This is a genomic window from Lapillicoccus sp. (assembly GCF_036559105.1).
In the GTDB taxonomy this organism is placed as follows: domain Bacteria; phylum Actinomycetota; class Actinomycetes; order Actinomycetales; family Dermatophilaceae; genus Lapillicoccus.
In genome coordinates, this window is the sequence record NZ_DATBTV010000020.1 from 20,293 (window position 1) to 44,507 (window position 24,215).

General features: G+C 71.2%; 18 protein-coding genes and 1 pseudogene. 16 read left to right on the plus strand and 3 right to left on the minus strand.

What is annotated here, in order from left to right:
- Positions 1 to 10 precede the first annotated feature (10 nt).
- The 8 genes from VIG79_RS02620 (at position 11) to VIG79_RS02655 (ending at position 9,503) form a co-directional block, all read left to right on the plus strand.
- The gene (locus VIG79_RS02620; protein WP_331881781.1) at positions 11 to 733 is read left to right on the plus strand and encodes an esterase family protein; all 723 of its coding nucleotides are present in this window, start codon (positions 11 to 13) and stop codon (positions 731 to 733) included.
- A complete protein-coding gene (locus VIG79_RS02625; RefSeq protein WP_331881784.1) occupies positions 730 to 2,094 on the plus strand; it encodes a dipeptidase in 1,365 nt (454 codons plus the stop codon). The genes VIG79_RS02620 and VIG79_RS02625 overlap by 4 nt, the downstream gene beginning before the upstream one ends.
- 7 nt (positions 2,095 to 2,101) lie before the next feature.
- Positions 2,102 to 3,157, plus strand: a complete 1,056-nt coding sequence (locus tag VIG79_RS02630) for a LacI family DNA-binding transcriptional regulator (protein ID WP_331881787.1) — start codon at positions 2,102 to 2,104, stop codon at positions 3,155 to 3,157.
- Between the two features lie 105 nt (positions 3,158 to 3,262).
- Positions 3,263 to 4,582 carry an ABC transporter substrate-binding protein gene (locus tag VIG79_RS02635; RefSeq protein WP_331881790.1) on the plus strand — a complete coding sequence of 440 codons (1,320 nt, stop codon included), beginning with the start codon at positions 3,263 to 3,265 and terminating at the stop codon, positions 4,580 to 4,582.
- A 13-nt stretch (positions 4,583 to 4,595) separates the two neighbouring features.
- The gene (locus VIG79_RS02640; protein ID WP_331881793.1) at positions 4,596 to 5,507 is read left to right on the plus strand and encodes a sugar ABC transporter permease; all 912 of its coding nucleotides are present in this window, start codon (positions 4,596 to 4,598) and stop codon (positions 5,505 to 5,507) included.
- Entirely contained in the window at positions 5,504 to 6,397 is an 894-nt protein-coding gene (locus tag VIG79_RS02645) for a carbohydrate ABC transporter permease (protein ID WP_331881796.1), read from the plus strand. The genes VIG79_RS02640 and VIG79_RS02645 overlap by 4 nt, the downstream gene beginning before the upstream one ends.
- Before the next feature lie 7 nt (positions 6,398 to 6,404).
- Positions 6,405 to 7,421, plus strand: coding sequence for a glycoside hydrolase family 130 protein (locus VIG79_RS02650; protein WP_331881799.1), 1,017 nt, complete (start codon positions 6,405 to 6,407; stop codon positions 7,419 to 7,421).
- 54 nt (positions 7,422 to 7,475) lie between these two features.
- Positions 7,476 to 9,503 (plus strand): hypothetical protein, encoded by a 2,028-nt coding sequence (locus VIG79_RS02655; RefSeq protein WP_331881801.1) that lies wholly within the window; start codon positions 7,476 to 7,478, stop codon positions 9,501 to 9,503.
- A 340-nt stretch (positions 9,504 to 9,843) separates the two neighbouring features.
- Here the strand turns inward: VIG79_RS02655 and VIG79_RS02660 are convergent, their stop codons facing one another.
- Together VIG79_RS02660 and VIG79_RS02665 are read right to left on the minus strand one after the other, a co-directional pair.
- The gene (locus tag VIG79_RS02660) at positions 9,844 to 10,389 is read right to left on the minus strand and encodes a GNAT family protein (RefSeq protein ID WP_331881803.1); all 546 of its coding nucleotides are present in this window, start codon (positions 10,387 to 10,389) and stop codon (positions 9,844 to 9,846) included.
- Positions 10,386 to 12,137: an NAD+ synthase gene (locus VIG79_RS02665; protein WP_331881805.1), complete on the minus strand. Its 1,752-nt coding sequence runs from the start codon at positions 12,135 to 12,137 to the stop codon at positions 10,386 to 10,388. The genes VIG79_RS02660 and VIG79_RS02665 overlap by 4 nt, the downstream gene beginning before the upstream one ends.
- A gap of 116 nt (positions 12,138 to 12,253) precedes the next feature.
- Between VIG79_RS02665 and VIG79_RS02670 the strand changes: the two genes are divergently transcribed.
- From VIG79_RS02670 to VIG79_RS02680, 3 genes are all read left to right on the plus strand, one after another.
- Complete coding sequence (locus VIG79_RS02670; RefSeq protein ID WP_331881808.1) at positions 12,254 to 12,877, plus strand: hypothetical protein; 624 nt, start codon at positions 12,254 to 12,256, stop codon at positions 12,875 to 12,877.
- Between the two features lie 82 nt (positions 12,878 to 12,959).
- Complete coding sequence (locus tag VIG79_RS02675) at positions 12,960 to 14,531, plus strand: NAD(P)/FAD-dependent oxidoreductase (RefSeq protein WP_331881811.1); 1,572 nt, start codon at positions 12,960 to 12,962, stop codon at positions 14,529 to 14,531.
- Positions 14,528 to 15,433 carry a transglutaminase-like domain-containing protein gene (locus VIG79_RS02680; protein ID WP_331881814.1) on the plus strand — a complete coding sequence of 302 codons (906 nt, stop codon included), beginning with the start codon at positions 14,528 to 14,530 and terminating at the stop codon, positions 15,431 to 15,433. The genes VIG79_RS02675 and VIG79_RS02680 overlap by 4 nt, the downstream gene beginning before the upstream one ends.
- Before the next feature lie 18 nt (positions 15,434 to 15,451).
- On the opposite strand, the gene VIG79_RS02685 is transcribed toward VIG79_RS02680, so the two are convergent.
- Positions 15,452 to 15,871 carry a VOC family protein gene (locus VIG79_RS02685; RefSeq protein ID WP_331881816.1) on the minus strand — a complete coding sequence of 140 codons (420 nt, stop codon included), beginning with the start codon at positions 15,869 to 15,871 and terminating at the stop codon, positions 15,452 to 15,454.
- A gap of 87 nt (positions 15,872 to 15,958) precedes the next feature.
- Between VIG79_RS02685 and glnA the strand changes: the two genes are divergently transcribed.
- The 5 genes and pseudogenes from glnA to VIG79_RS02710 form a co-directional block, all read left to right on the plus strand.
- On the plus strand, positions 15,959 to 17,296 hold the full coding sequence (glnA, locus tag VIG79_RS02690; protein ID WP_331881819.1) for a type I glutamate--ammonia ligase: 1,338 nt from the start codon (positions 15,959 to 15,961) through the stop codon (positions 17,294 to 17,296).
- Between the two features lie 13 nt (positions 17,297 to 17,309).
- Positions 17,310 to 20,405, plus strand: a complete 3,096-nt coding sequence (locus VIG79_RS02695) for a bifunctional [glutamine synthetase] adenylyltransferase/[glutamine synthetase]-adenylyl-L-tyrosine phosphorylase (RefSeq protein ID WP_331881822.1) — start codon at positions 17,310 to 17,312, stop codon at positions 20,403 to 20,405.
- Positions 20,406 to 20,469: 64 nt separating this feature from the next.
- On the plus strand, positions 20,470 to 21,690 hold the full coding sequence (locus VIG79_RS02700; RefSeq protein ID WP_331881824.1) for an MFS transporter: 1,221 nt from the start codon (positions 20,470 to 20,472) through the stop codon (positions 21,688 to 21,690).
- 232 nt (positions 21,691 to 21,922) lie between these two features.
- Complete coding sequence (locus VIG79_RS02705) at positions 21,923 to 23,677, plus strand: GAF domain-containing SpoIIE family protein phosphatase (protein ID WP_331881827.1); 1,755 nt, start codon at positions 21,923 to 21,925, stop codon at positions 23,675 to 23,677.
- A 147-nt stretch (positions 23,678 to 23,824) separates the two neighbouring features.
- Positions 23,825 to 24,215 (plus strand): annotated as a pseudogene (locus tag VIG79_RS02710) (hypothetical protein); the annotation flags it as partial.

The window sequence follows — 24,215 nt, forward strand, 5'->3', positions numbered from 1 at the left end:
GCTGACCCGAGTGGACAAGGTCGTAGAACGCTGGATCTCCCCGAGGACCCAGCGCGAGCTGACGCTGGCGCGGTGGGGGCACTACGGGACACCCCTGCTGGTCTTCCCGACCGCGGGTGGTGACGCGGAGGAGATCGAACGACACCACCTGCTCGGCCACCTGGCCGAGGCGGTCGACGCGGGCCGGGTGAAGGTCTACTCGGTGGACAGCACCGCGGGCCGCGCTCTGGCGACGCACGAAGGCTCGCCGGAGCACCGGATGTGGTTGTTCAACCAGTACCACGACGCGATCGCGTCGGAGGTGGTCCCGGCCATCCAGGCCGACACCGGTGGCCACGAGATCGTCGCCGCAGGGTCGTCGATCGGTGCCTTCAACGCGCTGGCCATGGTGTGCCGCTACCCGCAGCTGTTCCGCGCCGCGATCTGCATGAGCGGGACGTTCCACATGGAGAAGTTCCTCGGTGGGTTCAACGACGACCTCTACTTCTCGTCTCCCGTCCACTTCGTCAAGGGGATGGAGGGCCCGCAGCTCGACCTGCTGCGTCAGCGGTTCGTCGTCCTGGCCTCCGGCTCCGGCCGCTGGGAGGACACGGGGGAGTCGTGGGCCGCCGGAAACGTGTTGGGGGAGAAGGGGATCCCGAACCGGGTCGACGACTGGGGCCCGGAGTACGACCACGACTGGCCCACCTGGTGGAAGATGCTCCCGACCTACGTGGACGAGATCGTCGGATGACCGCCGACGCCTTGGCGTCGGCGGTCGACCGGCTCATGGCGCAGGCTCGAGAGGACCTCGAGCGGCTCGTGGCGATCCCGTCGGTGGCGTCGGAGGAGCGCGTGCCCGTCCCGGCGGGTCGAGAGGCGGCAGAACTGGTCGAAGGCCTCTACCGCGACCTGGGCTTCGACGACATCCGGCTCCTCGACGCCGACGACGGCAGCGTCGTCGTCCTCGGTCGGACCGTCGGTCCGGTCGGCGCGCCACGAGTCCTGCTCTACGCGCACTACGACGTCCAGCCGGCGGGAGACGAGGACGCGTGGTCCAGCGACCCGTGGACCCTCACCGAACGGGACGGCCGCTGGTATGCGCGGGGGGCGGCGGACTGCAAGGGCAACCTCGTCATGCACCTCACCGCGCTTCGCGCGCTGCGCGACGTCGAGGGCGGCTGGCCGGTGTCCCTGACCGTCGTGTGCGAGGGCTCGGAGGAGATGTCGACCGGTGGCCTGGAACGGCTCGTCGCCGCGCAGCCGGACCTCTTCGCCGCCGACGTCATCGTCGTCGCGGACACCGGCAACGTTGAGGCGGGCGTCCCGACGGTGACGACCAGCCTGCGGGGGACCGGCAGCGTCCTCGTGACGGTGCGGACCCTCTCCGGACCCGTGCACTCCGGCGCCTTCGGAGGTGCGGCGCCCGATGCGATGGCCGCGCTGATCCGGGTTCTCGACACGCTGCGCGACGACGACGGTGCGACCACGGTGGGTGGGGTGCCGACCGACGGGAAGTGGACGGGCGCCGCCTACCCGGTGGAGCGGTTCCGTTCGGACGCGGGAGTTCTCGACGGGGTGGACGTCATCGGCGGAGGGACCGTCGCGGACGCCTTGTGGGCGCGACCGGTGGCGACGGTCCTCGCCATCGAGGGACCCGCCATCAAGGACGTGACGGCGTCGGTGCAGGCGGAGGCCCGGGCCGTGGTGAACCTTCGCGTGCCCGCCGGCGTCGACGCGGCCGACGCGCAGCAGCGGCTCGTGGAACAGCTCACCGCCGCCGCGCCCTGGAACGCCCGGATCACGGTCGAGCCCAAGACCCTGGGGCGCCCGTTCGCGGCACGGACCGACGGCCCGGCATACGCCGCACTCGCCGTCGCGATGGAGCAGGCGTACGGCCGGCCGATGGTGCAGACCGGCCAGGGCGGCGCGATCCCGTTGTGCGTCACGCTGTCCGAGGCGCATCCCGACGCGGAGATCCTGCTCATCGGGGTGGAGGAACCGGCCTGCCGTATCCACGCACCCGACGAGAGTGTCAGCCCGGACGAGCTGCGCCGGACCGCCGTCGCCGAAGCCCTGCTGCTCCGAGCGCTGAGCGCGGGTCGAGGTCCATGATGACCCTGTGGTGAGGCGACGGGTCACGATCCTCGACGTAGCGGCCGAGGCCGGCGTGTCTATCGCGTCGGTGTCCGCCGCGCTCAACGAGCGACCCGGAGTCTCCGACGCGACCCGCGCCCGCATCCTCGCGGTGGCCGGTGAGCTGGGCTGGGTGCCGTCGTTGCGCGGGCGAAGCCTGTCCGGAAAGCGCGCGTATGCCGTCGGTCTGGTCATCGAGCGTCCGTCGAGCGTGATCGAGTCCGACCCGTTCTTCGCCGGGTTCCTGGCTGGGGTCGAGGTGGTCCTGAGCCGGAAGGGCTACGCACTGGTGCTCCAGCTGGCCGACAACCGATCGGCCGCTATCGAGCGCTACCGGCGGCTAGCCCTCGACCACCGGATCGACGGGGCCTTCCTCACCGACATGGCGCAGAACGACGCTCGAGTGCCGATGCTCCAGGACCTCGAGCTGCCCGCCGTCGCTGTCAACCCGGCGCCGAACTGCGGTGTGCCCGCCGTCCGACAGGACCACCTCCCGGGACTGGAACAGCTCATGCACCGTCTGATCGACCTGGGGCACCGCCGGATCGCCCACGTCGCCGGTCGCCGTGGGCTCATCCACACCCGGCAGCGGGTGGAGGTCTGGCGCTCGGCGGTCACCGAGGCCGGGCTGAAGCCCGGGGCCCCGGTCTACGGGGACTTCTCGACGGAGAGCGGGAGCCGGGCCGCGGATCGCATCCTGGCGGGACCCGGGGAGTGGCCGACCGCCGTCGTCTGCGCCAACGACCTCATGGCCATCGGGTTCATCGCCAGGGCGAGCTCACTCGGTGTCGACGTGCCGGGACAGATGTCGGTGACCGGGTTCGACGGCCTGGAGATCGGGGCCTACGTGCGGCCCGCGCTGACGACGGTGGCCACCTCGCCGCGGGCGCTGGGTGAGGCGGCGGCCCGGCTCCTGCTGGGAATTCTCGGAGGAGAGCAGCTCGCCGACGTCGACGTGCCCGCCACCGTGCCGCTCTACCGCGAGTCGCTGGCGGCACCGCCGGCGGAACGAGCGGTGTCGAGGCGCCGGGCGCACGGCTGACCCGAAACGTTTCGGTCCTCTCACCTATCGCCACGACCCGTGGCAGTGCTACGTTTCCGATTTACCAAAACGTTTCGGTTATTGGGAGAGCACAGGATGGCGACGATGAAGTTGCGCGTGACCCGAATATCGACCATCGCAGCGATCGCGGCCGTGACCGCGACACTGGCCGCCTGCTCCAGCGGAGATGGCGGTGGAGCCGCGGCCCCCTCGGTCGGGGGTGACGTGAGCGGCTCGCTCAACATCCTCGTCTCGAGTGCCACGGGGTCCGACGCGGGCTTCCAGGCGGTCAACAAGGCGTTCCAGGCGGCGCACCCAGGGGTCCAGGTGACCTTCTCGCCGATCCCGAACGAGGACTACAACCAAGCCCGCTCGTCACGGCTGACCGCGGGCAGTGCCGACATCGTCGTGGCCTTCCCACGGGAGCTGCCGAGCTACGTCCCGCCCGGCAACGAGGGGGACGACGCCCGGCTGGCCGACGCCGGGGGGTTCCTCGACCTGACCGGTCAGCCGTTCCTCAGTGCCTTCGACAAGACCGTCCTCGACGCCACGAAGTACAAGGGCAAGAGCTACAGCGTCCCGACGGGGCTCAGCTACTACACGGGGATGATGTACAACAAGAAGATCTTCAAGGACAACGGGATCAACGTCCCGACGACCTGGGCGCAGTTCACCGCCGCCTGTGACGCCCTGAAGGCGAAGAACGTCACTCCCATCGGCCTCGCCGGCAAGGACACGGCAGGCGTGGCGACCCTTGGCATCGTGCAGTCCGTATACCCGGCGAAGGCGGACAAGGACGCTCTCGCGAAGGGCCTCTACGACGGTTCGGTCAAGCTCAACGACGGTAAGCAGCTCGAGGTGCTCACCAAGCTGCAGACCCTCTACGGCTACGCCGAGCCCAACTTTGCCGGCGTTAACTACACGACCATGACCGCCGACTTCGTCAACGGCAAGTCCGCGATGATCGCGGACGGCACGTGGGACGTCACGGCCCTGCAGAAGGCGGGTGGGTCGGCGCTCGACTTCGGCTACTTCCCGCTCCCCGCCAGCGACAACCCGGCGGACAACAAGGCGCTGGGCGGCAAGGTCGAGCTGTCCCTGGCCATCCCGAGCAACGCCAAGAACCCGCAGGCGGCGGTGAGCTGGATGGACTTCTTCACCAAGAACTACGCGATGTTCGACGACCAGGCCGGCTTCGCGCCGTCGGTCACGGGCGCCAAGAGCAACGACTTCTACACGTCGATCGCCGACGCCACCGCGCAGTTCCAGCCGGCGTGGGACACGATCTGGATCGTCAACACCAAGGCCGGGCCCGCCGCATCCGTCCCGTTCAACTGGGCCGGGGTGAGCCCGATGGGGTCGCAGGACGCGGCCGCCGCCGCCGGTGCCGCCCAGAACGACTGGGCTGCCGGACTGTCGAAGTGACCGGACTGCCGACGTGAAAGGAAGCGTCTTCCTCTTCGGTCGGCGCTCGACCGCACAGCTCATCTTCGCTCTCGGTCTCGCGCTGGTCATCGTCTTCTCGCTGGTCCCCGCCATCGGGATCCTCGCGATCTCGTTCAGCGACATCCGGTCCCTGCCGTTCCTACCGGTGCACTTCGTCGGGCTCCAGAACTACGCGACGTTCTTCGGCTCGGCGCAGCTCGGCTACAACCTGCACGCCCTGTGGAACACGCTGGTCTTCGCCATCTCGGTCACACTGCTGCAGAACGCGATCGCCCTGTTCGTCGCGGTGCTGCTGAACCAGCGGCTGCGCGGCCGCAACATCGCTCGCGGGATCGTGTTCCTACCGACGATCCTCGGCGTCACGGTCATCGGGCTGGTTTTCAGCCTGGTGTTCAACCCCACGGGTGGTCCCGCGGCCAGCGTGTGGAGCTGGTTCGGTGGCTCGTCGGCCTTCTTCGGCTCACCGTCGCTGGCCATGCCGCTCGTCATCGCCGTGCAGGTGTGGTCGGGCGTCGGCGTCGCCGTGGTCATCTATCTCGCCGGCCTGCAGGCCATCCCGACCGAGCTCTACGAGGTCGCGTCGATCGACGGCGCAGGAAGCTGGCAGCGCCTGCGCTACGTCACCGTGCCGTTGCTGGCCCCCGCGGTGACGGCCAACACCCTGCTCAGTGTGATCGGCGCCCTGCAGAGCTACCAGCTCATCTACGTCCTGACCGGCCCGATCAACCCCGCCACCCAGGTGCTGTCGCTGGCGATCTTCACGCAGGGGTTCGGCGGTGCCCAGGGCGGGGCCGCCCTGTCGCAGGGCTACGCGGCCGCCATCTCGATCGTCCAGTTCATCATCGTGATGATCGTCTCGCTGTTCCTCCTGGGCTACCTACGGCGACGGGAGACGTCGCTGTGAGTGTCATCGGGCCCACCCTCGCTCCCTCCGCGGCCACCCCACGGCCGGACCGGCCGAATCCACCACCGGCCAAGAACCACCGTGTCCGCGGCAAGATCGTGCTCTACGCCCTGCTGGTCGTCGTCGTCCTGATCTACCTCTACCCGCTGCTGTTCCTCGTCAACACCGCGCTGAAGTCCGACGCTGAGTTCGGCAGCAACCCCACCGGCCTGGTCACGGCGCCCGAGCTGAGCAACTTCGGGACCGCCTGGTCCAAGGGCAACTTCGCCGCATACTTCCTCAACTCGATCCTGTACACCCTGGTGGCGGCGGCGCTCGGGACGGCGATGTCGCTCATGGTCGGCTTCCCGGTCGCGCGGGGCTACCTGAAGCACACCCGGCTCTGGAACGGCCTGTTCGCGGCGATGCTGTTCCTACCCAACACGCTCGTGACGGTCTTCCAGCTGGCCCTGCGGATGAACCTCTACGACACCCGGCTCGGCTACGTGCTCATCATGGCGTCGGGGGTCGGTGTCGGTCCGCTGCTGATCACGGGCTACCTCAAGTCGGTTCCCAAGGAGATCGACGAGGCCGCGGCCCTCGACGGGATCTCCTACACGAGGTACCTGTTCCGGTTCCTGCCCGCGCTCATCCGACCGGTGCTGGCGACCGTCTTCATCCTGCAGGCGATCGGCGTGTGGAACGACATCATCCTCGCGACCATCCTGCTGCCCGACGCGAGCAAGTACCCGCTCACGCTGGGCCTGTTCGCGTTCAAGGGCACTTACACCAGCCAATGGAGTCTGCTGGCCTCCGCGACCATCATCGTCGCCGCGCCACTGCTCGTCGCCTACCTCTTCCTGCAGCGCTACCTCGTCGCCAGTGTCGTCGGCGGATCCGTGAAGGGGTGAGGCACTGATGGTCACGAAGACCGCTCGTCCGCGATCGTCCGATGAGGTCGTCACGTCGGGTAGAGGTCCCGTCCACTTCCCGCTCGGGCCGTTCACGCCGTATGAGCACAACCCGATCCTCGCGCCGCGCGGCGACTCGTGGGAGTCCGGCAGCGTCTACAACCCCGCGGCCGTCGTCGTGGGCGACCGAGTCGCGCTGCTCTACCGCGCCCACGCCGACGACATCGTCTCGCACGTCGGCCTCGCCTGGAGCGACGGCGGGTACGTGTTCGAACGCGAACCCCAGCCGGTGCTCTCACCGAGCGAGGACTACGACCGGTTCGGCGTCGAGGACCCGCGGGTCACCGAGGTCGACGGCACGTACTACCTCACCTACTCCGGCTGGGACCGGGACCGTTCGCTGCTCTGTCTGGCCACCTCCAGTGACCTGCATACGTGGACCAAGCACGGTCCGCTCTTCCCCGACTTCGACACCTTCCAGCCGCAGGGGCGGGGCGAGACCGGCGCCTGGTCCAAGGCCGGCGGGATCCTCCGCGAGCGGGTCGGCGACCACTACCTGATGCTTTTCGGTGAGGGCTCCATCTGGGCCGCGACGTCGCGAGACCTCCTGCACTGGACGCCGACGACGTCGGACATCGACCCGCCGCTCATGGCGCCACGGCCCGGCACCTTCACCGACTTCCTGGTCGAGGTCGGTCCACCGCCTCTGCTGACCGACGACGGGCTGGTGCTGCTGGTCCACAACGCAGCGGTCAAGGACCCCGACGGGTCGGTCCGCTACACCGCCGGCCAGCTCCTCGTGCATCCCGAGCGCCCCCAGGAGGTGCTCGCCGAGCTCACCCGGCCCTGGATCGAGCCCCTCACCCACGAGGAGCGCCACGGGCTGGTCGACAATGTCACCTTCGTCGAGGGCCTGGTGTGGTTCCGCGACCGGTGGCTCGCCTACTACGGCCAGTCGGACTCCACCCTCGGTGTCGCCACGTTCGTCCCAGGCGACCGCTGGTCGCAGGTCCTTCCCGGCTGACCGGCCGGGCCGCCGGACACCTTCTCAGAACCCACGACCGCAACGGAGCGCCCGATGATCACCCGCCGTTCGTTCATCACCGCCACGGCCGCCCTTGCCGGAAGCGGTCTCGCCGTCGGTGCCGTCGGTGCCGCCGCACCGGCATCCGCCGCGACCACGGCCGCAGCTCCGACACCCGTGACACCACTGACGAACCTCGCCCACCTGCGCTGGCTGCTCGACGACGTCCGCCTGGCGCCCAGTGCGCTCCACACGACGATCGACGTCGCCGCGAACCCCATGGGCGTGGCCCCGTGGACCTACGCCAACGCCAATGCGGGCGGCGGGTGGACGAGGATCGGTGGCGGGTCGCTCGACGCTACGACCGGGTACTGGTCGCAAGGCGCCTACAACGCCGACGACATCGCCCGCGCGGCCGTGGTCTTCGTGCGGGCCGCGACGCAGGGGGCCGCCGGAGCGCTGGCCGATGCCCGGGGTCTGCTCCGCACGCTGACCTACCTCCAGGACGCCACCGGGCCGAATGCGGGCAACGTCGCCCTGTGGATGCAGGCCGACGGCACCCTCAACCTCACGCCGCAGCCGGCGGACTCGCCCAACCCCTCCGACTCGGCCGAGTCGTACTGGCTGGCGCGGACGCTGTGGGCCGTGGGGGAGGGCTACGCCGCCTTCCAAGGCGCCGACCCGGCGATGGCCGCGTTCCTGCGCGACCGGCTGCACCTCGGGCTCGACGCCCTCGACCGCGGCTCGCTCAGCGCCTACGGCCAGTGGCTCGTGGCCGACGACGTGCGGGTCCCGGCCTGGCTCATCACCGGCGGTGCCGACGCGACGGCCGAAGCCTGTCTGGGGCTGGCCGCCTACGTGCGCGCGCAGCCCGACGACCAGCGCGCTCGCATGGCGCTGAGCCGGCTGGCCGAGGGCGTCGCGGCGATGCGGTCGGGTGACACGGCGGTCTGGCCGTTCGGCGCCCTCCTGCCGTGGACGCTGTCGCAGAGCTTCTGGCACGCGTGGGGTGGCGAGGCACCGCAGGCGCTGTGCCGGACGGCCCAGGTGCTCGGCGGGTCGACCCTCCGCGCGGCGGGTCTGTCCGACGCCGGGTCGTTCACGCCCCAGGTGCTGACGTCCGGTGGACCGCACAACTCCTGGACCCCTGTCCCCGGCGAGGCCCAGATCGCCTACGGCGCCGAGGGACGGGTCTCCGGGCTGCTGGCGGCGGCGGACCTCACCTCCTCGCCGGGCTTTCTGACCATGGGCGGGGTCGCCGCGGGCTGGTTCTTCGGCGCGAACACCAGTGGGCGGGCGACCTACGACCCGGCCACCGGGGCGACGTTCGACGGGGTCGAGGTGGACGGCCGGATCAATGCCAACTCCGGCGCCGAGTCGACCATCCACGGCCTGCTCGCCATGCTCGCCCTCGACGCCCATCCGGTCGCGGCGGCCCTCGCCGCGTCGATCACCGGCTACTCCTTCGACGGGCTCCGCGTCCTCGAGGCCGAGAACGGTGTGCTCGCCTCCGGGGCGGCCGTCATGCATCCGCCGTCGGCCTGGACCGGCGCCGCGAACTGGTCGGGCGCCGCCTACGTCGCCGTGCCGTCTGGCGGCACGGTCACGCTCGACGTCTCCGGACACGACGGCGCGCTCGTCCACCCCATCGTCAACCGGCGGCCAGGAAGCCACGGCACGAGCACCTACACGGCCGTCAACGCCCGCGGTCGACGGACGCTGCTCGGTCGCGTGGACAACGGCGGTCTGCGCGACACCGGGGTCGTCCAGGCCGACGGCCTCCTCAAACCCTTCCCCCTCTCCCGCAGCCTGCCCGCCGGGTCGATCAGCCTGGTGGTCGAGACGACCGGAGACCTGCAGCTCGACGCCCTGATGCTGCAACCGCTCGTCACGACCGTCTCGTACGCGCGAGGGTCCGCGACCCCGGCGGTCCTCTACGTCAACTCGAGCACCTCCCCGACGTCCGTGTCGCCGCTGGCGCCGGGGACCGGCTGGGCATGGACGCCCGAGGGAGGCCGGCGCAACCCGGTGGGGCACAACGGTGTCCACCTACCGAGCGGCGGGTTTGCGATCACCACCTGAGCGCCAGCCGGTGGTGGGGGCTCAGAGTCGTCCTGGGCGGCGCGCGCAGGTTGCTGACCGCGCGCATGCTGTCTGCGCGCACCCGCTCAGGGTCTGCGCAGATGTGGTGATCAACGCGCACACGGTGCACGGTCTGCGCTCTGACCACAAGGTCTGCGCGGACCTTGTGAACCGCTCTCGCCAGGCGGGGAGGTCGGCGCGCAGGACATTCAAGCCCGTCGCGCGCAGGTTGGCGACGCCGCGCGGACGTTGAATCCTGCGCGCCACGTACGAAACCTGCGCGCACCCGACGAGAGTGTCAGGCCGGACGAGCTGCGTCGGACCGCCCTCGCCGCTGCTGCTACGCGCCGTCGGTGCCCGACGTCGCCTCCCGGAGCGGGCCCAACGCATACCGCCACGCGTTCGCACGGATGGGATGCCCCTTGGGGTACTCGAAGTCCTGCTCGCCCTCGAGGACGAACCCGAGCCGCTCGCAGAGTGCGTTGCTGGGCCCGTTCGTGACCTTCGGGTAGGCGTAGACGTCGTCGCGCGTCCCGTGCAGCGCGGCGTGGGCCAGGCAGGTCTGCATCGCCGCCGCCGCGAGACCGCGACCCTGGAACTCGGGCAGGATCCCGTAGGCACACTCGAACACGTCCCGGCCCTCGTGGGTGGTGTTCCAGTAGCCGACCAGGCCCACCGGTTCGTCGTCGACCCGGGCGGTGAACATCCAGGCCGTCCCGTCGAGCCAGTGGCGTAGGTAGCGCTCGTGCCGGTCACTCACCTTCTCCGGCGACTCGGGTCCACCGAGGTGGACGGTCATCTCGGGTGCGTTGTTCCGTTCGAGCAACGGCAGGTCGTCGGCCGACCAAGGCCGCAACGTCACGGGCGTCTGGCGGGGTGTCGTCACGACCGGTCCTCGCCCTCTTCCCGCCAGCGGCTGGTGATCGGCAGCCGTCGGTCCTTGCCGAACGCCAGCGGTGAGATCTTCGGGCCGGGGGCGAACTGGCGACGCTTCCACTCCGCGCGGTCGACGAGCTGGATCACCCTGTCCACCGTTGCCGGGTCGAAGCCGTCGGCGATGAGCCGCTCGCGCCCATGGGCCACCCCGACGTAGCCGGCGAGGATCGCGTCGAGGATCTCGTAGGGCGGCAGGGAGTCCTGGTCGGTCTGGCCCGGGCGCAGCTCGGCCGACGGCGGCTTGGTGATTGTCGCCTCCGGAATGGGGGGCGGCTCGCCGCGCGCCTCCGCATACCGGTTGCGCCAGCTGGCAAGCTCCCACACCAAGGTCTTCGGCACGTCCTTGATCGGGGCGAACCCGCCCACGCTGTCGCCGTAGATCGTCGAGTACCCGACTGACACCTCGCTCTTGTTGGAGTTGGCGAGGACGAGTGGGCCTTCCTGGTTGGAGATGCCCATCCAGATGACGCCCCGGACGCGCGCCTGGAGGTTCTCCTCGGCGACTCCGGTGAGTCCGAGGGACGCGAGGAACGGGTCGACCATCGGCTGGATCGGGACGACCCGGTAGTCCAGGCCGAGGTTCTTGGCCAGCTCGGCGGCGTCGTCCTTGGAGCCGTCCGACGAGTACTTGCTCGGGTTGCTGATCGCCACGACGTTCTCGCCGCCGAGCACGTCCGCGGCAATGGTCGCCACGACCGTCGAGTCGATCCCGCCGGACACCCCGAGCAGGACCTTGCGGAACCCGTTCTTTCGCACGTAGTCCCGCAGCCCGAGCCCGACCGCGCGCCACACCTCCTCGACCGGGTCGAGCCGTGGGTACATCGGAGGGTCCACGGGCGCATACCGGTCGGCCGGCTCGGACGACACGACGACGTGAACCACGCCCTCCGGCAGTGCCGCGTCGTCGACCGTCGACGGCGTCATCTGCAGGTCCACGACGACGAGCGACTCGACGAACTGCGGGCCGCGCGCGAGCACGACGCCGTCGGTCCCGACCACCATCGAGTCGCCGTCGAAGACGAGCTCGTCCTGGCCGCCGACCATGTTGAGGTAGGCGAGCGTGCACCCGGCCTGTGCCGCGCGTCGCCGGACCAGCTCGAGCCGGGTATCGTCCTTCTCCCGCTCGTAGGGCGAGCCGTTGATGACGAGCAGCAGCTCGGCGCCCGCGTCGCGGGTCTGCGCGACCGGCCCGCCTTCCTGCCACAGGTCCTCGCAGATGGCGATGGCCACGTCGACGCCGCGGATCCGGACCACGGTGAGCGACTCGCCGGGCGCGAAGATCCGGTACTCGTCGAAGACGCCGTAGTTGGGCAGGTGGTGCTTCGCGTAGCGGCCGACGACCCGGCCGCCATGGATGACCGCCGCACAGTTCTGGGGGAGGGTTCGGCCCGGGTCGCCATCGAGGGCATTCTCGTCCGCGCGGTCGAGGTAGCCGACGACCACCGGCAGGTCGGCGTACCCGTCGGTGGCCAGGTCGGCTGCCAGCCGGACCAGCGCGCGGCGGCTCGCCTCGACGAAGGACTCCCGCAGCGCGAGGTCCTCGACCGGGTATGCGGTGAGCACCATCTCGGGGAACGCGACCAGGTGCGCTCCGGCGGCGGCGGCTTCGGCCACCCGGTCACGGATCATCCGGGCGTTCCCGGCGAGGTCGCCCAACACCGGGTTGACCTGGGCCAATGCGAGTCGCAGCTGCGCCATGGTTCGAGCCTAGTTGGGGGCGGCCGCTCGTCGACCGGCCCCAACGTCGAGCATGGGGTGTGCCACAGCAACCTTCGTAAAGACTGAGTAAGGACGCGTTCATCGACGACATCACGGTGACCAAGGACGGCGTGGCCGGCCCGGTCGACGATGTCGAGGCGAGCGCGGGCGCGTGGACGGCCAAGGGCTTCACGGTCATCTCCGGGACGGTCGAGAAGACCACGCCGCGCTACTACATCACGGAGAACCGGACCTACACCGGCTACGACGAGACGCTGAAGACCGGACCGTACAACGTCGGCTTTGCGAACACCCGGCCGGACTGGGTCGAGCGGTTCCCCTACCAGAACGGTCTGCTCGTCAGCTACGTCGACTACGCGTACAACGACAACAACACGATCACGCACCCCGGTGCCGGCCTGGTGCTGCCGGTCGACGCGCGGCCCGCGCCGATCACGTTCCCGGACGGCGTCAAGCTCGGCAACCGCCGGCAGCCGTTCGACGCGACCTTCGGTCAGGAGGCCACCGACGCGGTGACCTTCCACCGCAACGGCGTTCCCGTGACGGTTCCGTCGTCGCCCGGCATCCCGGTCTTCGACGACACGAACCCGAACAAGTACTGGAGCTCCGCGAACCCGTGGAACTCGGTCAGGGTGGCCGGAACCGGTACGTCCATGACAGTGACGCACACGAGGGACGGCGGCAACGAGCTGCAGGTCCACGTGGCCTTCGCCGGCTGAGCACCACCACTCCCGCACGAAACGCAGCCGGCCCCCGGGACGCTCCCGGGGGCCGGTCGCGCATCTCTGGCAGGATCGGTCGATGGGCGTCTCGACCTACGACGACGTCGTCGTCGGTGCCGGCCACAACGGGCTGACGGCGGCCGCCTACCTCGCGCGCGCCGGGCGGCGCGTTCTCGTCCTCGAGCGGCTGGACCACCCCGGCGGAGCCGCGGTCTCGGCGGCGCCGTTCCCGGGCGTCGAGGCCCGGCTCTCGCGCTACTCGTACCTCGTCTCGCTGCTCCCTCGACGGGTGGTCGAGGACCTCGACCTGGACGTCCGTCTCGTGCGGCGCCGGTACGCGTCGTACACACCCCTGGCCGCCGACCCGACTCGCGGCCTGCTCGTCGACGCCGGCGACCCCGACGCCACCCGGGCCTCGTTCGTCGCGGCGCTGGGCGACGACGTGGACTACGTTGCGTGGCAACGGTTCTACCCCCGAGTGGCGCAGGTGGCACAGCGGCTCTGGCCAACCGTGCTGGAGCCACTACGGTCGGCCGACGACGTGCGACGGCTGGTTGCCGACGACGAGCTGTGGGAAGCTCTCACCGCGGCGCCGCTCGGCGCGCTGCTGCGTGCCACGTTCGCCGACGACACCGTCCGCGGGATCGTCGCCACCGACGCCCTCATCGGGACGTTCGCCGACCTCGACGACCCGTCGCTGGCCCAGAACATCTGCTTCCTCTACCACCAGATGGGCGGTGGCACCGGCGACTGGGACGTGCCGGTGGGTGGCATGGGCGCCGTGACCGACGCGCTGGCGAAGGCGGCGGTCGGCGCGGGTGCCGAGCTCGTCACCGACGCCGACGTCGTCTCCGTCGACGGAGACGGCGAGGTCGTCTGGCGCCTGGGCGACCGTGAGCACCGGTCACGCGGCCACGTCCACGCCGGCCTGGCCCCGGCCGGACTGGACGCGCTGCTGTCGGCGTCCGGGTCGGCGCCCGTCTCCGGTGACGAGCCGCCGCCGGAAGGTGCCCAGCTCAAGGTCAACCTCCTGCTTACCCGGCTCCCGCGGCTGAAGGACCGCACAGTCGACCCCCGAGTCGCGTTCGCCGGCACGCTCCACGTCCATGAGGGGATGGCCCACCTCCAGGACGCCCACGCCGTCGCCGACAGCGGCCGGATCCCGGCCCTGGCCCCGTGCGAGGTCTACTGCCACACACTCTCGGACCGCAGCATCCTCGGTCCCGACCTTGCCGCGTCGGACGCCCAGACGCTGACCCTGTTCGGGCTGCACTTCCCGGCGCGGTTGTTCCGGGGGCGCTCGGGCGGCCGCCAGGCGGTCCGCCGCGACGAAGCGACACGGGCCGTCCTCCGCGCCCTGGACTCGGTTCTGGACGAGCCGCTGGCCGACGTCCTCGCCCGCGACGCCCACGGGAACCCCTGCCTCGAGGTACGGACGCCGGCCGACCTGGAGCGGGACCTCGGCCTGCCGGGCGGCAACATCTTCCACCGGCCGCTGCAGTGGCCCTGGGCGCAGCGACCCGAGGAGGTCGGGACCTGGGGCGTCGAGACGATCCATCCGAGGGTGACGGTGTGCGGGGCAGGCGCGCGCCGCGGCGGCGGGGTGAGCGGCATACCAGGCCACAACAGCGCGCAGGCGGTCCTCCGGTGACCACCGGCGCGCCGTCCGTCGTCGATCACGGAGCCCACTCCCGGTTCTCCGACCCGGGGCCGTACGCGCCCCTGCTCGACGGGGTGGTCCCGGACCTCGCCGTGGTCGGGGAGGTCGCTCGCAACGTCGTCATCCACTACCGGGCGTCCGGGGAGGACCTCCCGGTCGAGACGGCCGGCGAGATCGGCTCCCGCTGGGTCTCGGCCATCCTCGGCCACGACCAGGAGCGCCATCCGGAGCCGTTGTCGGTCCCGCGCACCCCGACCACCCGGGTCCAGGGGTGCTGTCGCGACTTCGCCCTGGTGTCCGTCGCGATCCTCCGGCAGCATGGAGTCCCGGCGCGGAGCCGCATCGGGTTCGCGGGCTATTTCGTCCCCCGGTGGCACCACGACCATGTCGTCCCTGAGGTGTGGGACGACGGCCGCTGGCGCCGGTTCGAACCGGAGGTAGCCGAACGGAGCGAAGGGATCCCCGATCCGCTCGACCTCGACACGGGGGAGGGCGCCGGCTTCGAGACCGCCGCCGAGGTGTGGCGCGCCCACCGGGCCGGCCGGATCGACGTGGAGCGCTACGGGGTCGACGAGTCGGTCCCGGACGTCCGGGGAGCCTGGATGGTCCGCAACTACGTCGTCCAGGAGGTCGCTCACCGGTTCGGCGACGAGATGCTGCTCTGGGACGACTGGGGGATGTGCGGCGGGCCCGGCACCCAGGACGACGAGGTGGCCTACGTCGACGAGGTGGCGGCCCTCCTCGTCGCCGCCGACGCCGGCGACCTCGAGGCGGAGCAGCGGTTGCTCGACCTGTACCGACGCGACGACCGACTGCACCCGGGGATGCGCGTGCGGAGCCTCTCCCCGCTGGACGGGTCGCGGACGTGGGTCGACCTGACCAGCAGCGTCTGAGTCACGTCCCGCCGTCGGCTACCCGGCGGCCGGCTCGCCCGGGCGGTAGGTGCCCAGCGTCCACTGGACGCCCTGTGGGTCGACGACCCGGCACCGGTAGTTCCACTCGCTCTGCTCCGGGACCCACACGCCGGTGCCGCCCGCGGCGGTGGCCGACGCATACCGCTCGTCGACGTCGTCACTGGTGGCGACCGCGATGTAGAGCCCGATGCCGCAGGTGTCTCCCTTGCGCGGCGGCCGCTCGTAACCGGTCTCGTCGGTGAAGAGAGTGATGGCCGCGTCCCCGCGCCGCAGCTCGGCGTGGGCGACCGTAGCGCCCTCGTCTGGCCATCGGCGGACCAGGCGGAAACCGAGACCACGCTGGACGAAGTCGATCGCGGCCACGGCGTCGGGGTAGCCGAGGTAGGCGTGCAGGGTCGAGGTGGGCGACTCCGTCATCGGTCGAGGGTGGCACACGACGGGGACACCGCGTCCAGCCTGCGGGTGGGTCACTCCGGCCACACCCGCGTGCGGCAGGATCGACCCATGGACCGCCAGCAAGAGTTCGTGCTCCGCACCATCGAGGAGCGCGACATCCGCTTCGTCCGGCTGTGGTTCACCGACGTGATCGGCACGCTGAAGTCGGTGGCTGTCGCCCCGGCCGAGCTCGAGGGGGCGTTCTCCGAGGGAATCGGCTTCGACGGGTCGGCCATCGAGGGGTTCGCGCGGGTCTTCGAGGCGGACATGCTGGCCAAGCCCGACCCGGCGACCTTCCAGGTGCTGCCGTGGCGCGGTGAGTCCCCGGGCACCGCGCGGATGTTCTGCGACCTGCAGATGCCCGACGGATCGCCGAGCTTCGCCGACCCCCGCCAGGTGCTGCGCCGGGCCCTGTGGCGGGCCGGTGAGCTGGGCTTCACCTTCTACACCCACCCGGAGATCGAGTTCTTTCTCATCAAAGAGAGCTGGAAGAAGGGGCGCAAGCCGAAGCCGGTGGACGACGCGGGCTACTTCGACCACGTCCCGCACGGCAACAGCCACGACTTCCGCCGTGCCACGATCACCATGCTCGAGGCGATGGGCATCTCGGTCGAGTTCAGCCACCACGAGGGCGCGCCGGGTCAGAACGAGATCGACCTGCGGTATGCGGACGCGCTCACCACCGCGGACAACATCATGACGTTCAAGACGGTCGTCAAGGAGGTGGCGCTGGAGCAGGGCATCTACGCGACCTTCATGCCGAAGCCCTTCGCGGAGTACCCGGGCTCCGGGATGCACACGCACCTCAGCCTGTTCGAGGGCGACACCAACGCGTTCTACGAGGCCGGCGCGCCCTACCAGCTGAGCAAGACCGGGCGGCAGTTCGTCGCCGGCCTACTCCGGCACGGCGCCGAGATCACCGCAGTGACCAACCAGTGGGTCAACTCCTACAAGCGGCTCTGGGGCGGGGGCGAGGCCCCGGAGTACATCACCTGGGGCCACAACAACCGGTCCGCGCTGATCCGGATCCCCATGTACAAGCCGAGCAAGGGCCAGTCGACGCGCGTCGAGATGCGCTCGCTCGACGCGGCGTGCAACCCTTACCTCGCGTTCGCGGTGATCCTCAACGCCGGGCTCAAGGGCATCGAGGAGGGGTACGAGGTCCCGCCGGAGACCGAGGACGACGTCTGGAACCTCACCGACTCCGAGCGACGGGCCATGGGCATCGAGCCGCTGCCGCTCTCACTGGGCCGCGCGCTCGAGGTGATGGAGCGCAGCGAGCTCGTCGCCGAGACGCTGGGCGAGCACGTCTTCGACTTCTTCCTGCGCAACAAGCGGGCGGAGTGGGAGGACTACCGTGGCCAGGTGACCCAGTTCGAGCTCGACCGCTACCTGCCGCGTCTCTAGCGGCGGCGAGTCGGTGACGACGCGGGCCACGACGGCCGGCGGGCAGCTCGCCCGGCTCGGTTTCGCCGACCCCAGCCGGGCCGAGGCACTCCTTCAGGACCGGGCGCTCACGGGCTTCGCGGACCCGCTCGACGACGTCTTCCACGACGGCCTGCCCGACGCCCTCAGCGCGGCCGCCGACCCCGACCAGGCGTTGCTGGGACTCGTCCGGCTGATGGAGTCGCTGCGCGACCGCGGAGCCCGGGCCCGCGCCAGGAACCTCCCCGAGAACGGCCGTCCCGTCCCGGACCGCGATGATGACGGTGCCGCGCTGCTCGTCGCCCTCCGGCGACCCGGACCGGCGCGCCACCGGCTGGTCGCCGTCCTCGGCGGCTCCATCGCCCTGGTCGACCACCTCGTCGGACATCCCGACCACTGGCGCTGCGTGGCCGACGCGACCCCGCCCACCGCCGCCGGTCTCCGGGAGAGCCTGGTCGCCGCGGTCGGGCCGGAGGAACGGGGGGAGCGAACGGCATACGACGCCCTTCGCATCGCCTACCGGCGCGAGCTGCTGAGCATCGCCGCGCTCGACCTCACGTCGTCGGACCCCGTGGGATACATGCCGACGGCCGGGGAGCAGCTGTCGTGGCTCGCCGAGGCGGCCCTGGGGGCCGGGCTGGCCATCGCTCGGGAGGAGTACGGCCCCGGGGCTGAGGACGCCCGGCTCGCCGTGATCGGGATGGGAAAGACCGGCGGTGGCGAGCTGAACTACGTGTCCGACGTCGACGTCATCTTCGTCGCCGAGCCGGCTGAAGGCGTCGACGAGGACCGCGCGATCACCGTCGCCACCGCCCTGGCCACCGGCATGATGCGAGCCTGTTCCGCCAACACCGGCGAGGGCACCCTCTGGCCGGTCGACGCCGCCCTCCGCCCCGAGGGCAAGTCCGGACCACTGGTGCGGACCATCGCCAGCCACCGGACCTACTACGAGCGCTGGGCGAAGACCTGGGAGTTCCAGGCCCTGCTGAAGGCGTGGGTGTCGGCCGGGGACCTGGAGGTCGGGAAGGCCTACAAGGAGGCGATCCAGCCGCTGGTCTGGGACGCCGCGGGCCGCGACCACTTCGTCGAGGACGTCCAGGCGATGCGCCGGCGTGTCGAGCAGCACGTCCCGGCCGCCGAAGCGGACCGGCAGCTCAAGCTCGGCCGCGGTGGTCTGCGCGACGTCGAGTTCTCCGTTCAGCTGCTGCAGCTGGTGCACGGGCGCGGCGACCCGTCCCTGCGGTCCGCGACCACGCTGGAGGGTCTGTCGGCGCTCGCGAAGGGCGGCTACATCGGCCGCGAGGACGCGCTGACCCTGGGCGAGGCCTACCGACTGCTGCGGACTCTCGAGCACCGGATCCAGCTCTACCGCCTGCGCCGGACGCACCTCATGCCCACCAGCGAGACCGAGCTACGGCGTCTCGGCCGGGCCATCGGGCTGCGGGTCACCCCCGCCAAGGAGGTCGTCGAGCTGCGTGCGTCACGGTCCCGCGAGGTCCGGCGCATCCACGAGCGGCTGTTCTACCGGCCGCTGCTCAACGCCGCCGCCAAGCTCACGTCCGCCGACACCTCGCTGACGCCGGAGGCCGCCCGGGCCCGCCTCGCCGCGCTCGGGTTCCGCGACCCGGCCGGCGCGATGCGCCACCTGGAGTCGCTCACCTCGGGCGTGACGCGGCGGGCCGCGATCCAGCGGACCCTGCTGCCGGTGATGCTCGGCTGGTTCGCCGACGAAGCGGACCCGGACGCCGGCCTGCTGGCCTTCCGTCGGGTCAGCGAGGAGCTCGGCACCATCCACTGGTACCTCAAGATGCTCCGGGACGAGGGCTCGTCGGCCGAGCGCCTCGCCAGGACCTTGGGTCGCAGCCGCTACGCGGCGGACCTCCTCGTGCGCTCGCCGGAGTCGGTCGCGATCCTCGGGGAGGCGGGCGGCCTGACCCCGCGCGCCCTGGAGCAGCTCCGGCTCACCCTCGGCAGCGCGGCGGGACGAAGGCCGGACGCGGACGCGGCCACGGCGTCGGTGATGCAGCTGCGCCGGCACGAGCTGCTCCGGATCGCCATCGCCGACCTCGCCCACGAGATCGACCTCGCCGCGGTCGGCCGCTCGCTGTCCGACCTCACGTCGGCGATCATCCACGTCGTCCTCGAGATCGCCGTGCGCAAGGTGGAGGAGCAGGTCGGGTCGGCGCTCGGCACCGCTATGGCGGCCATCGGGATGGGCAGCCTCGGCGGCCGCGAGATGGGGTATGCGTCGGACGCCGACGTGATCTTCGTCCACCGGGCCACCGGTGAGGTGTCCGACGAGGAGGCCCAGCGCCGGGCGGTGCTCGTCGTCCAGGAGATGCGCCGCCTTTTCGGGCCTACCGGCCCGGACCCGCAGCTCACCCTGGACAACGACCTGCGTCCCGAGGGCAAGGCCGGCCCGCTGGTCCGCAGCCTCGCCGCGTACACGACCTACTACCAGCGCTGGGCGGCGACGTGGGAGTTCCAGGCCCTGCTGCGGGCCCGGCCGGTCGGGGGAGACCCCGACCTGGGCCAGGCGTTCATGGACGTCATCGAGCCGGTTCGGTACCCCGCGGGCGGGCTCACCGCCGCGCAGGTCCGCGACATCCGGCTGATGAAGGCCCGCGTCGAGGCGGAGCGGCTGCCCCGGGGCGGCGACAAGCGAACGCATCTCAAGCTCGGTCTCGGCGGTCTCACCGACGTCGAGTGGACGGTCCAGCTGGTCCAGCTCCAGCACGCCGCCGCCGACCCTGCGCTGCGCACCCCGAGCACGATGGCCGGGCTCGACGCGGCCGAGGCCGCCGGGCAGCTCTCAGCCCCCGACGCTCGCAGCCTGCGGACCGGCTGGCGCCTCGCGGCGTCCCTGCGCAACGCCTCCGTGCTCTGGCGAGGGCGGCCGGTCGAGTCGGTCCCGGCCGATATGCGCGACGCCGACGGTATCGGCCGGATCATCGGCCGGCCACCCGGTGCGCAGTCGACGCTCGAGGAGGACTACCTGCGCGTTGCCCGCCGCAGCCGGGCCGCGACAGACCAGAACTTCTACCAGAGCCGCCAGGACCAGGCAGCAGTGGTCAACAACGGTCTGGAGTAGCCCCGCCGCGGCCGTGACCTGTACCGTCGGCCGGGTGTCGGGGCACGGGACAAATCAGACGTCCATGCCGCCGCTCTCCCAGGTGTTCGCGGTCCGTGGGTATCTCTCGCTCTTCATCGCCGCCAGCCTTTCCACGTGGGGCGACTACATCGCGCGGCTGACCGTTGCCGCCGTGGTCTACGACCGCACGCAGTCGCCCCTCGCCACCGCGACGACGCTCGCCGTCAGCCTGGTGCCGTCGATCTTCGGGCGCAGCGTGCTCGGGCCGATCGCCGACCGCGTCCCGTACAAGTACGTGCTCATCGCCTCCCACGTCAGCCGCGCTGCCATGGTGCTCGTGCTGATCTGGGCCGTGTCGGTCGAGGCTCCGGTGCCGGTCCTGCTCGTCGCGCTGTTCGTGCTCGAGACGCTCGGCGGCCCAGCGTCCGCGGCCCAGCTGGTCCTCATGACCGACCTCTTCGCCGACCGGCGCGTGTTCCTGCGGGCGATGGGGCTGTCGGCCCTCGCGGAGCAGGCCAACCAGGCCCTCGGCTTCGCGCTCGGTGGGATCATCGTGCTCGCGCTGGGGCCGGTCCGGGGGCTTGCGCTGGACTTCGCGACCTTCGTCATCTCCGCCGCGGTCGTCGCCCTCGTGGTCTCCGCCCGCCCGGTACCGGGCGAACCGCGGCCCGGCCTCTCCGGCTTCCTCGCCGACCTCGGGACGGCCGCCGGGGTGGTCACGCGGCACCGCGTCCTGCGCCGGCTGTTGGGGCTCAGCCTGGTCGCGACCCTCGGCATCTCCGCGCCCGAGGCGGTCGCCCTTCCGTATGCGGGCAGCCCCGGGTTCGGGGGGCTGCTGATGGCCTGTCCCATCGCGGGAGCGGCGGTCGGTGTCGTCGTCGTGAGCCGGTGGGAGCCGCACGTCTCCAACGGACGGATCATCGCCATGGCGCTGGCCATGCCGGTTCCCCTGCTGTTCACCGCGTTCCGGCCGCCGATCGTCGTGACGGCCATGCTCTGGTTCGTGGCCGGAACGCTGCAGGCGTTCATGCTGCCGCTGCAGTCCACGTTCTCCCTGGTGACGCCGGACAACCGCCGGGGTGCCGTGTTCGGGCTCGGCGGCGCCCTGTCGGTCACCGCGGCCGGCTGCTCCTACCTCGTCGCGGGCTGGTTCTCGGAGCTGACCAACCCCGCCTCCGCGGTCACGATGTGCGCCGTGATCTGCCTCGGCGCGACGGTGCTGCTGGCTGCCCGCTGGCCGTCGGGTGAGCTCGACACGGCGGTCTCGCGGGCCTACGCGGCGTAGCGGCCCGGACACCGCCCGGTCGGACCCCAGACGTCCGACCACGGGTATGCCGGCGGCACCTCCACCGGGACAGATCACCGTCTTTCCCCCGAACATCGCCAATCACTCTCGGCGGACTCGTCCACCCGATTAGCGTTTGGGATCCGCTCGTACGGCGCGCTCGGGGCCGCCGGTCACGCGCATACCCCGATGGTTGTCGAGCGGGCCGAGCCCGGAAAGAGGGCGAGCACCCATGGAGCTGCAGCGGTTCACCCGGCTCGGCCGGGTGACGCGCGACCTCTCCGCCGCCACCGACCTCGACACCGTCACCGACATCATCACGCGCCTCGTCGGCGATGCCGTGTCGGCCAGCGTGACCATGCTCGCCCTGCGCGATGGCGACGACCTCGTCACCCTCGGGCTGCGCGGTACCCCCCTGGTCCCGGAGCTGGCGGCCGGCCGGTTCCCGCTCTCCGAGCCGGTGCCGATCTGCGACGCGATCCTCACCGGCCAACCGGTGCTCCTTCTCGACAGCGAGGAGCTGGCCGCGGCGTATCCGAACCTCGCGGGAAGCGACACCGTGGCGATGCTCGCGTTCCCGCTCCGTAGCGGTGAGGACCAGGCCTTCGGGGCGCTTGCGCTCCGGTTCGACGCGCCGGCCCCGCGGCCCGAGATGGAGGAGATCGAGCTGCTCCACATCGCCGCCGACGTCTGCACGCAGACCGTCCTGCGGCTCCGGGCGGAGGCCAGCAGCGCGGAGCGACTGCGGCGGATCGAGTTCCTCTCGTCGGCGTCGGAGCAGCTGGCCCGCAGCCTCGACCACCACGCCACCATGCAAACGGTCGCCGAGCTGGCGGTGTCGTCGGTCGCCGACTGGTGCGCCGTCCAGCTGCTGGAGGATGGCCGGCTGCACACGCTGGTCGTGGCGCACAGCGACCCCGAGCTCGCGGCGGCCGCGCACCAGCTGATGACGCGGGTCCCCACGAACCCGAACGCCGAGGTGGGGTCCTACGCCGTCGCCCGGACTGGCCGCAGCCAGCTCTACTCGCCGGTGACCGTGGAGCTCATCCAGCGGGTGTCGCAGGACCCGGAGCTCATCGCGCTCGCCGAGCAGCTCGCCCTGCAGTCGGTGATCGTCGTCCCGCTCGTCGCCCGTGGCCGCACCACCGGGACGATGTCGCTCGCCTCAGGCAGTCGGCAGTACACCGCCGAGGACATCGTCTTCGCCGAGGACCTCGCCCGCCGTGCCGCGCTCGCCATCGACAACGCCGACCTCTTCTCGCAGACGCAGCGAGCGGCCGAGACGCTGCAACACGCCCTGCTGCCGCAGCGGCTCCCGGAGCTGAAGGGCTGGGACCTCGCCACGCTCTACCAGCCGTCCGGCCGCGCCGAGGTCGGCGGCGACTTCTTCGACGTCATCGACCTGATGACCGACCGATATGTCGCGGTGATCGGGGATGTCATGGGTCGCGGCGTGGACGCGGCCGCGACCGCCGCGCGCCTGCAGGCGGCGGTCCGGGCCCTGGTGGCGGCGGACCCAGACCTGCGAGCCGTGGCCGCCGGGCTGGACCGGATGCTGGCCCTGTCCAGCGAGCAGCCGCTGGTCACGTTGGTCCTGATGGCCTTCGGCGGCGAGACCGACAGCGCCGACGTGCTCGTCGCCGGGCACCCGCCGCCTCTGCTCGTGGGCCTGGACGGCACGCCCGTCCGCTGGCAGGTCACCGTCTGGCCGGCCTTCGGGGTCGGGGACGTCGATCGCCGCCCCCAGCCGGTCTACCTGCCTCGCGGCGGCGTCGTCCTGCTCTACACGGACGGTCTCGTCGAGCGCCGCGACGAGGACCTCGATGCCGGCGTCGACCGCCTCACCGCCGTGGTCCGCCACTCGGTCGCCGAGGACCGCGACCACCTGCATACCTTCCTCGAACGGGTCGCCCGACGGGTGCGCCGGGTGGGACCGGCCCGTCACGACGACGACGTCGCCATGCTGGCGGTCCGCCGCTGCCAGTGACCTCGACTGGCATCCCTGGGCGCGGTCTGAGAGGTTCTCTGGACGTTTCCCGGGAACCGCTCGGGATGTGGGTCGTTGGACGGATGGAGCCGTGACCACGCCGATCTCGACCGGCGACCTCGACTCAGGCCCCCAGAAGGAGTGGACATGGGATTCCTCGACAGGCTGCTCGGCCGGGAGACCCCGGAGCAGCGGAACCAGCAGCAGGACTACCCGCAGCAGTACCAGCAGCAGGGGAACGGTCGGCAGGGGTATGCCAACGGTCCTCAGGACTCCACCACCGGCGCCACGGCGCAGGACCGAGCGGCCATCGCCCGTTACCGGTACCTACTGCGCACGGCTCCTCCGGAGCGGATCGAGGAGGCGCACGCCCAGGCGTTCTCTCAGCTCACCCCGCAGCAGCGCCAGCAGGTGCTCCAGGAGATGACCCAGACGCTGCCCGCCTCGGAACGGCCGCAGTCCGACGACCCGCGGCAGATGGCCCGGGCGGCGACGCGCGCCGAGATGCAGCAGCCGGGCTACCTGCAGCGCACCTTCG

Bases quoted from the DNA above. Each gene is read 5' to 3' on its own strand.
- VIG79_RS02635 (WP_331881790.1), top strand. From the start codon at position 3,263: ATGAAGTTGCGCGTGACCCGAATATCGACCATCGCAGCGATCGCGGCC.
- VIG79_RS02625 (WP_331881784.1), top strand. From the start codon at position 730: ATGACCGCCGACGCCTTGGCGTCGGCGGTCGACCGGCTCATGGCGCAG.
- VIG79_RS02685 (WP_331881816.1), bottom strand. From the start codon at position 15,871: ATGACGGAGTCGCCCACCTCGACCCTGCACGCCTACCTCGGCTACCCC.
- glnA (WP_331881819.1), top strand. From the start codon at position 15,959: ATGGACCGCCAGCAAGAGTTCGTGCTCCGCACCATCGAGGAGCGCGAC.
- VIG79_RS02655 (WP_331881801.1), top strand. From the start codon at position 7,476: ATGATCACCCGCCGTTCGTTCATCACCGCCACGGCCGCCCTTGCCGGA.
- VIG79_RS02675 (WP_331881811.1), top strand. From the start codon at position 12,960: ATGGGCGTCTCGACCTACGACGACGTCGTCGTCGGTGCCGGCCACAAC.
- VIG79_RS02665 (WP_331881805.1), bottom strand. From the start codon at position 12,137: ATGGCGCAGCTGCGACTCGCATTGGCCCAGGTCAACCCGGTGTTGGGC.
- VIG79_RS02650 (WP_331881799.1), top strand. From the start codon at position 6,405: ATGGTCACGAAGACCGCTCGTCCGCGATCGTCCGATGAGGTCGTCACG.
- VIG79_RS02705 (WP_331881827.1), top strand. From the start codon at position 21,923: ATGGAGCTGCAGCGGTTCACCCGGCTCGGCCGGGTGACGCGCGACCTC.
- VIG79_RS02700 (WP_331881824.1), top strand. From the start codon at position 20,470: ATGCCGCCGCTCTCCCAGGTGTTCGCGGTCCGTGGGTATCTCTCGCTC.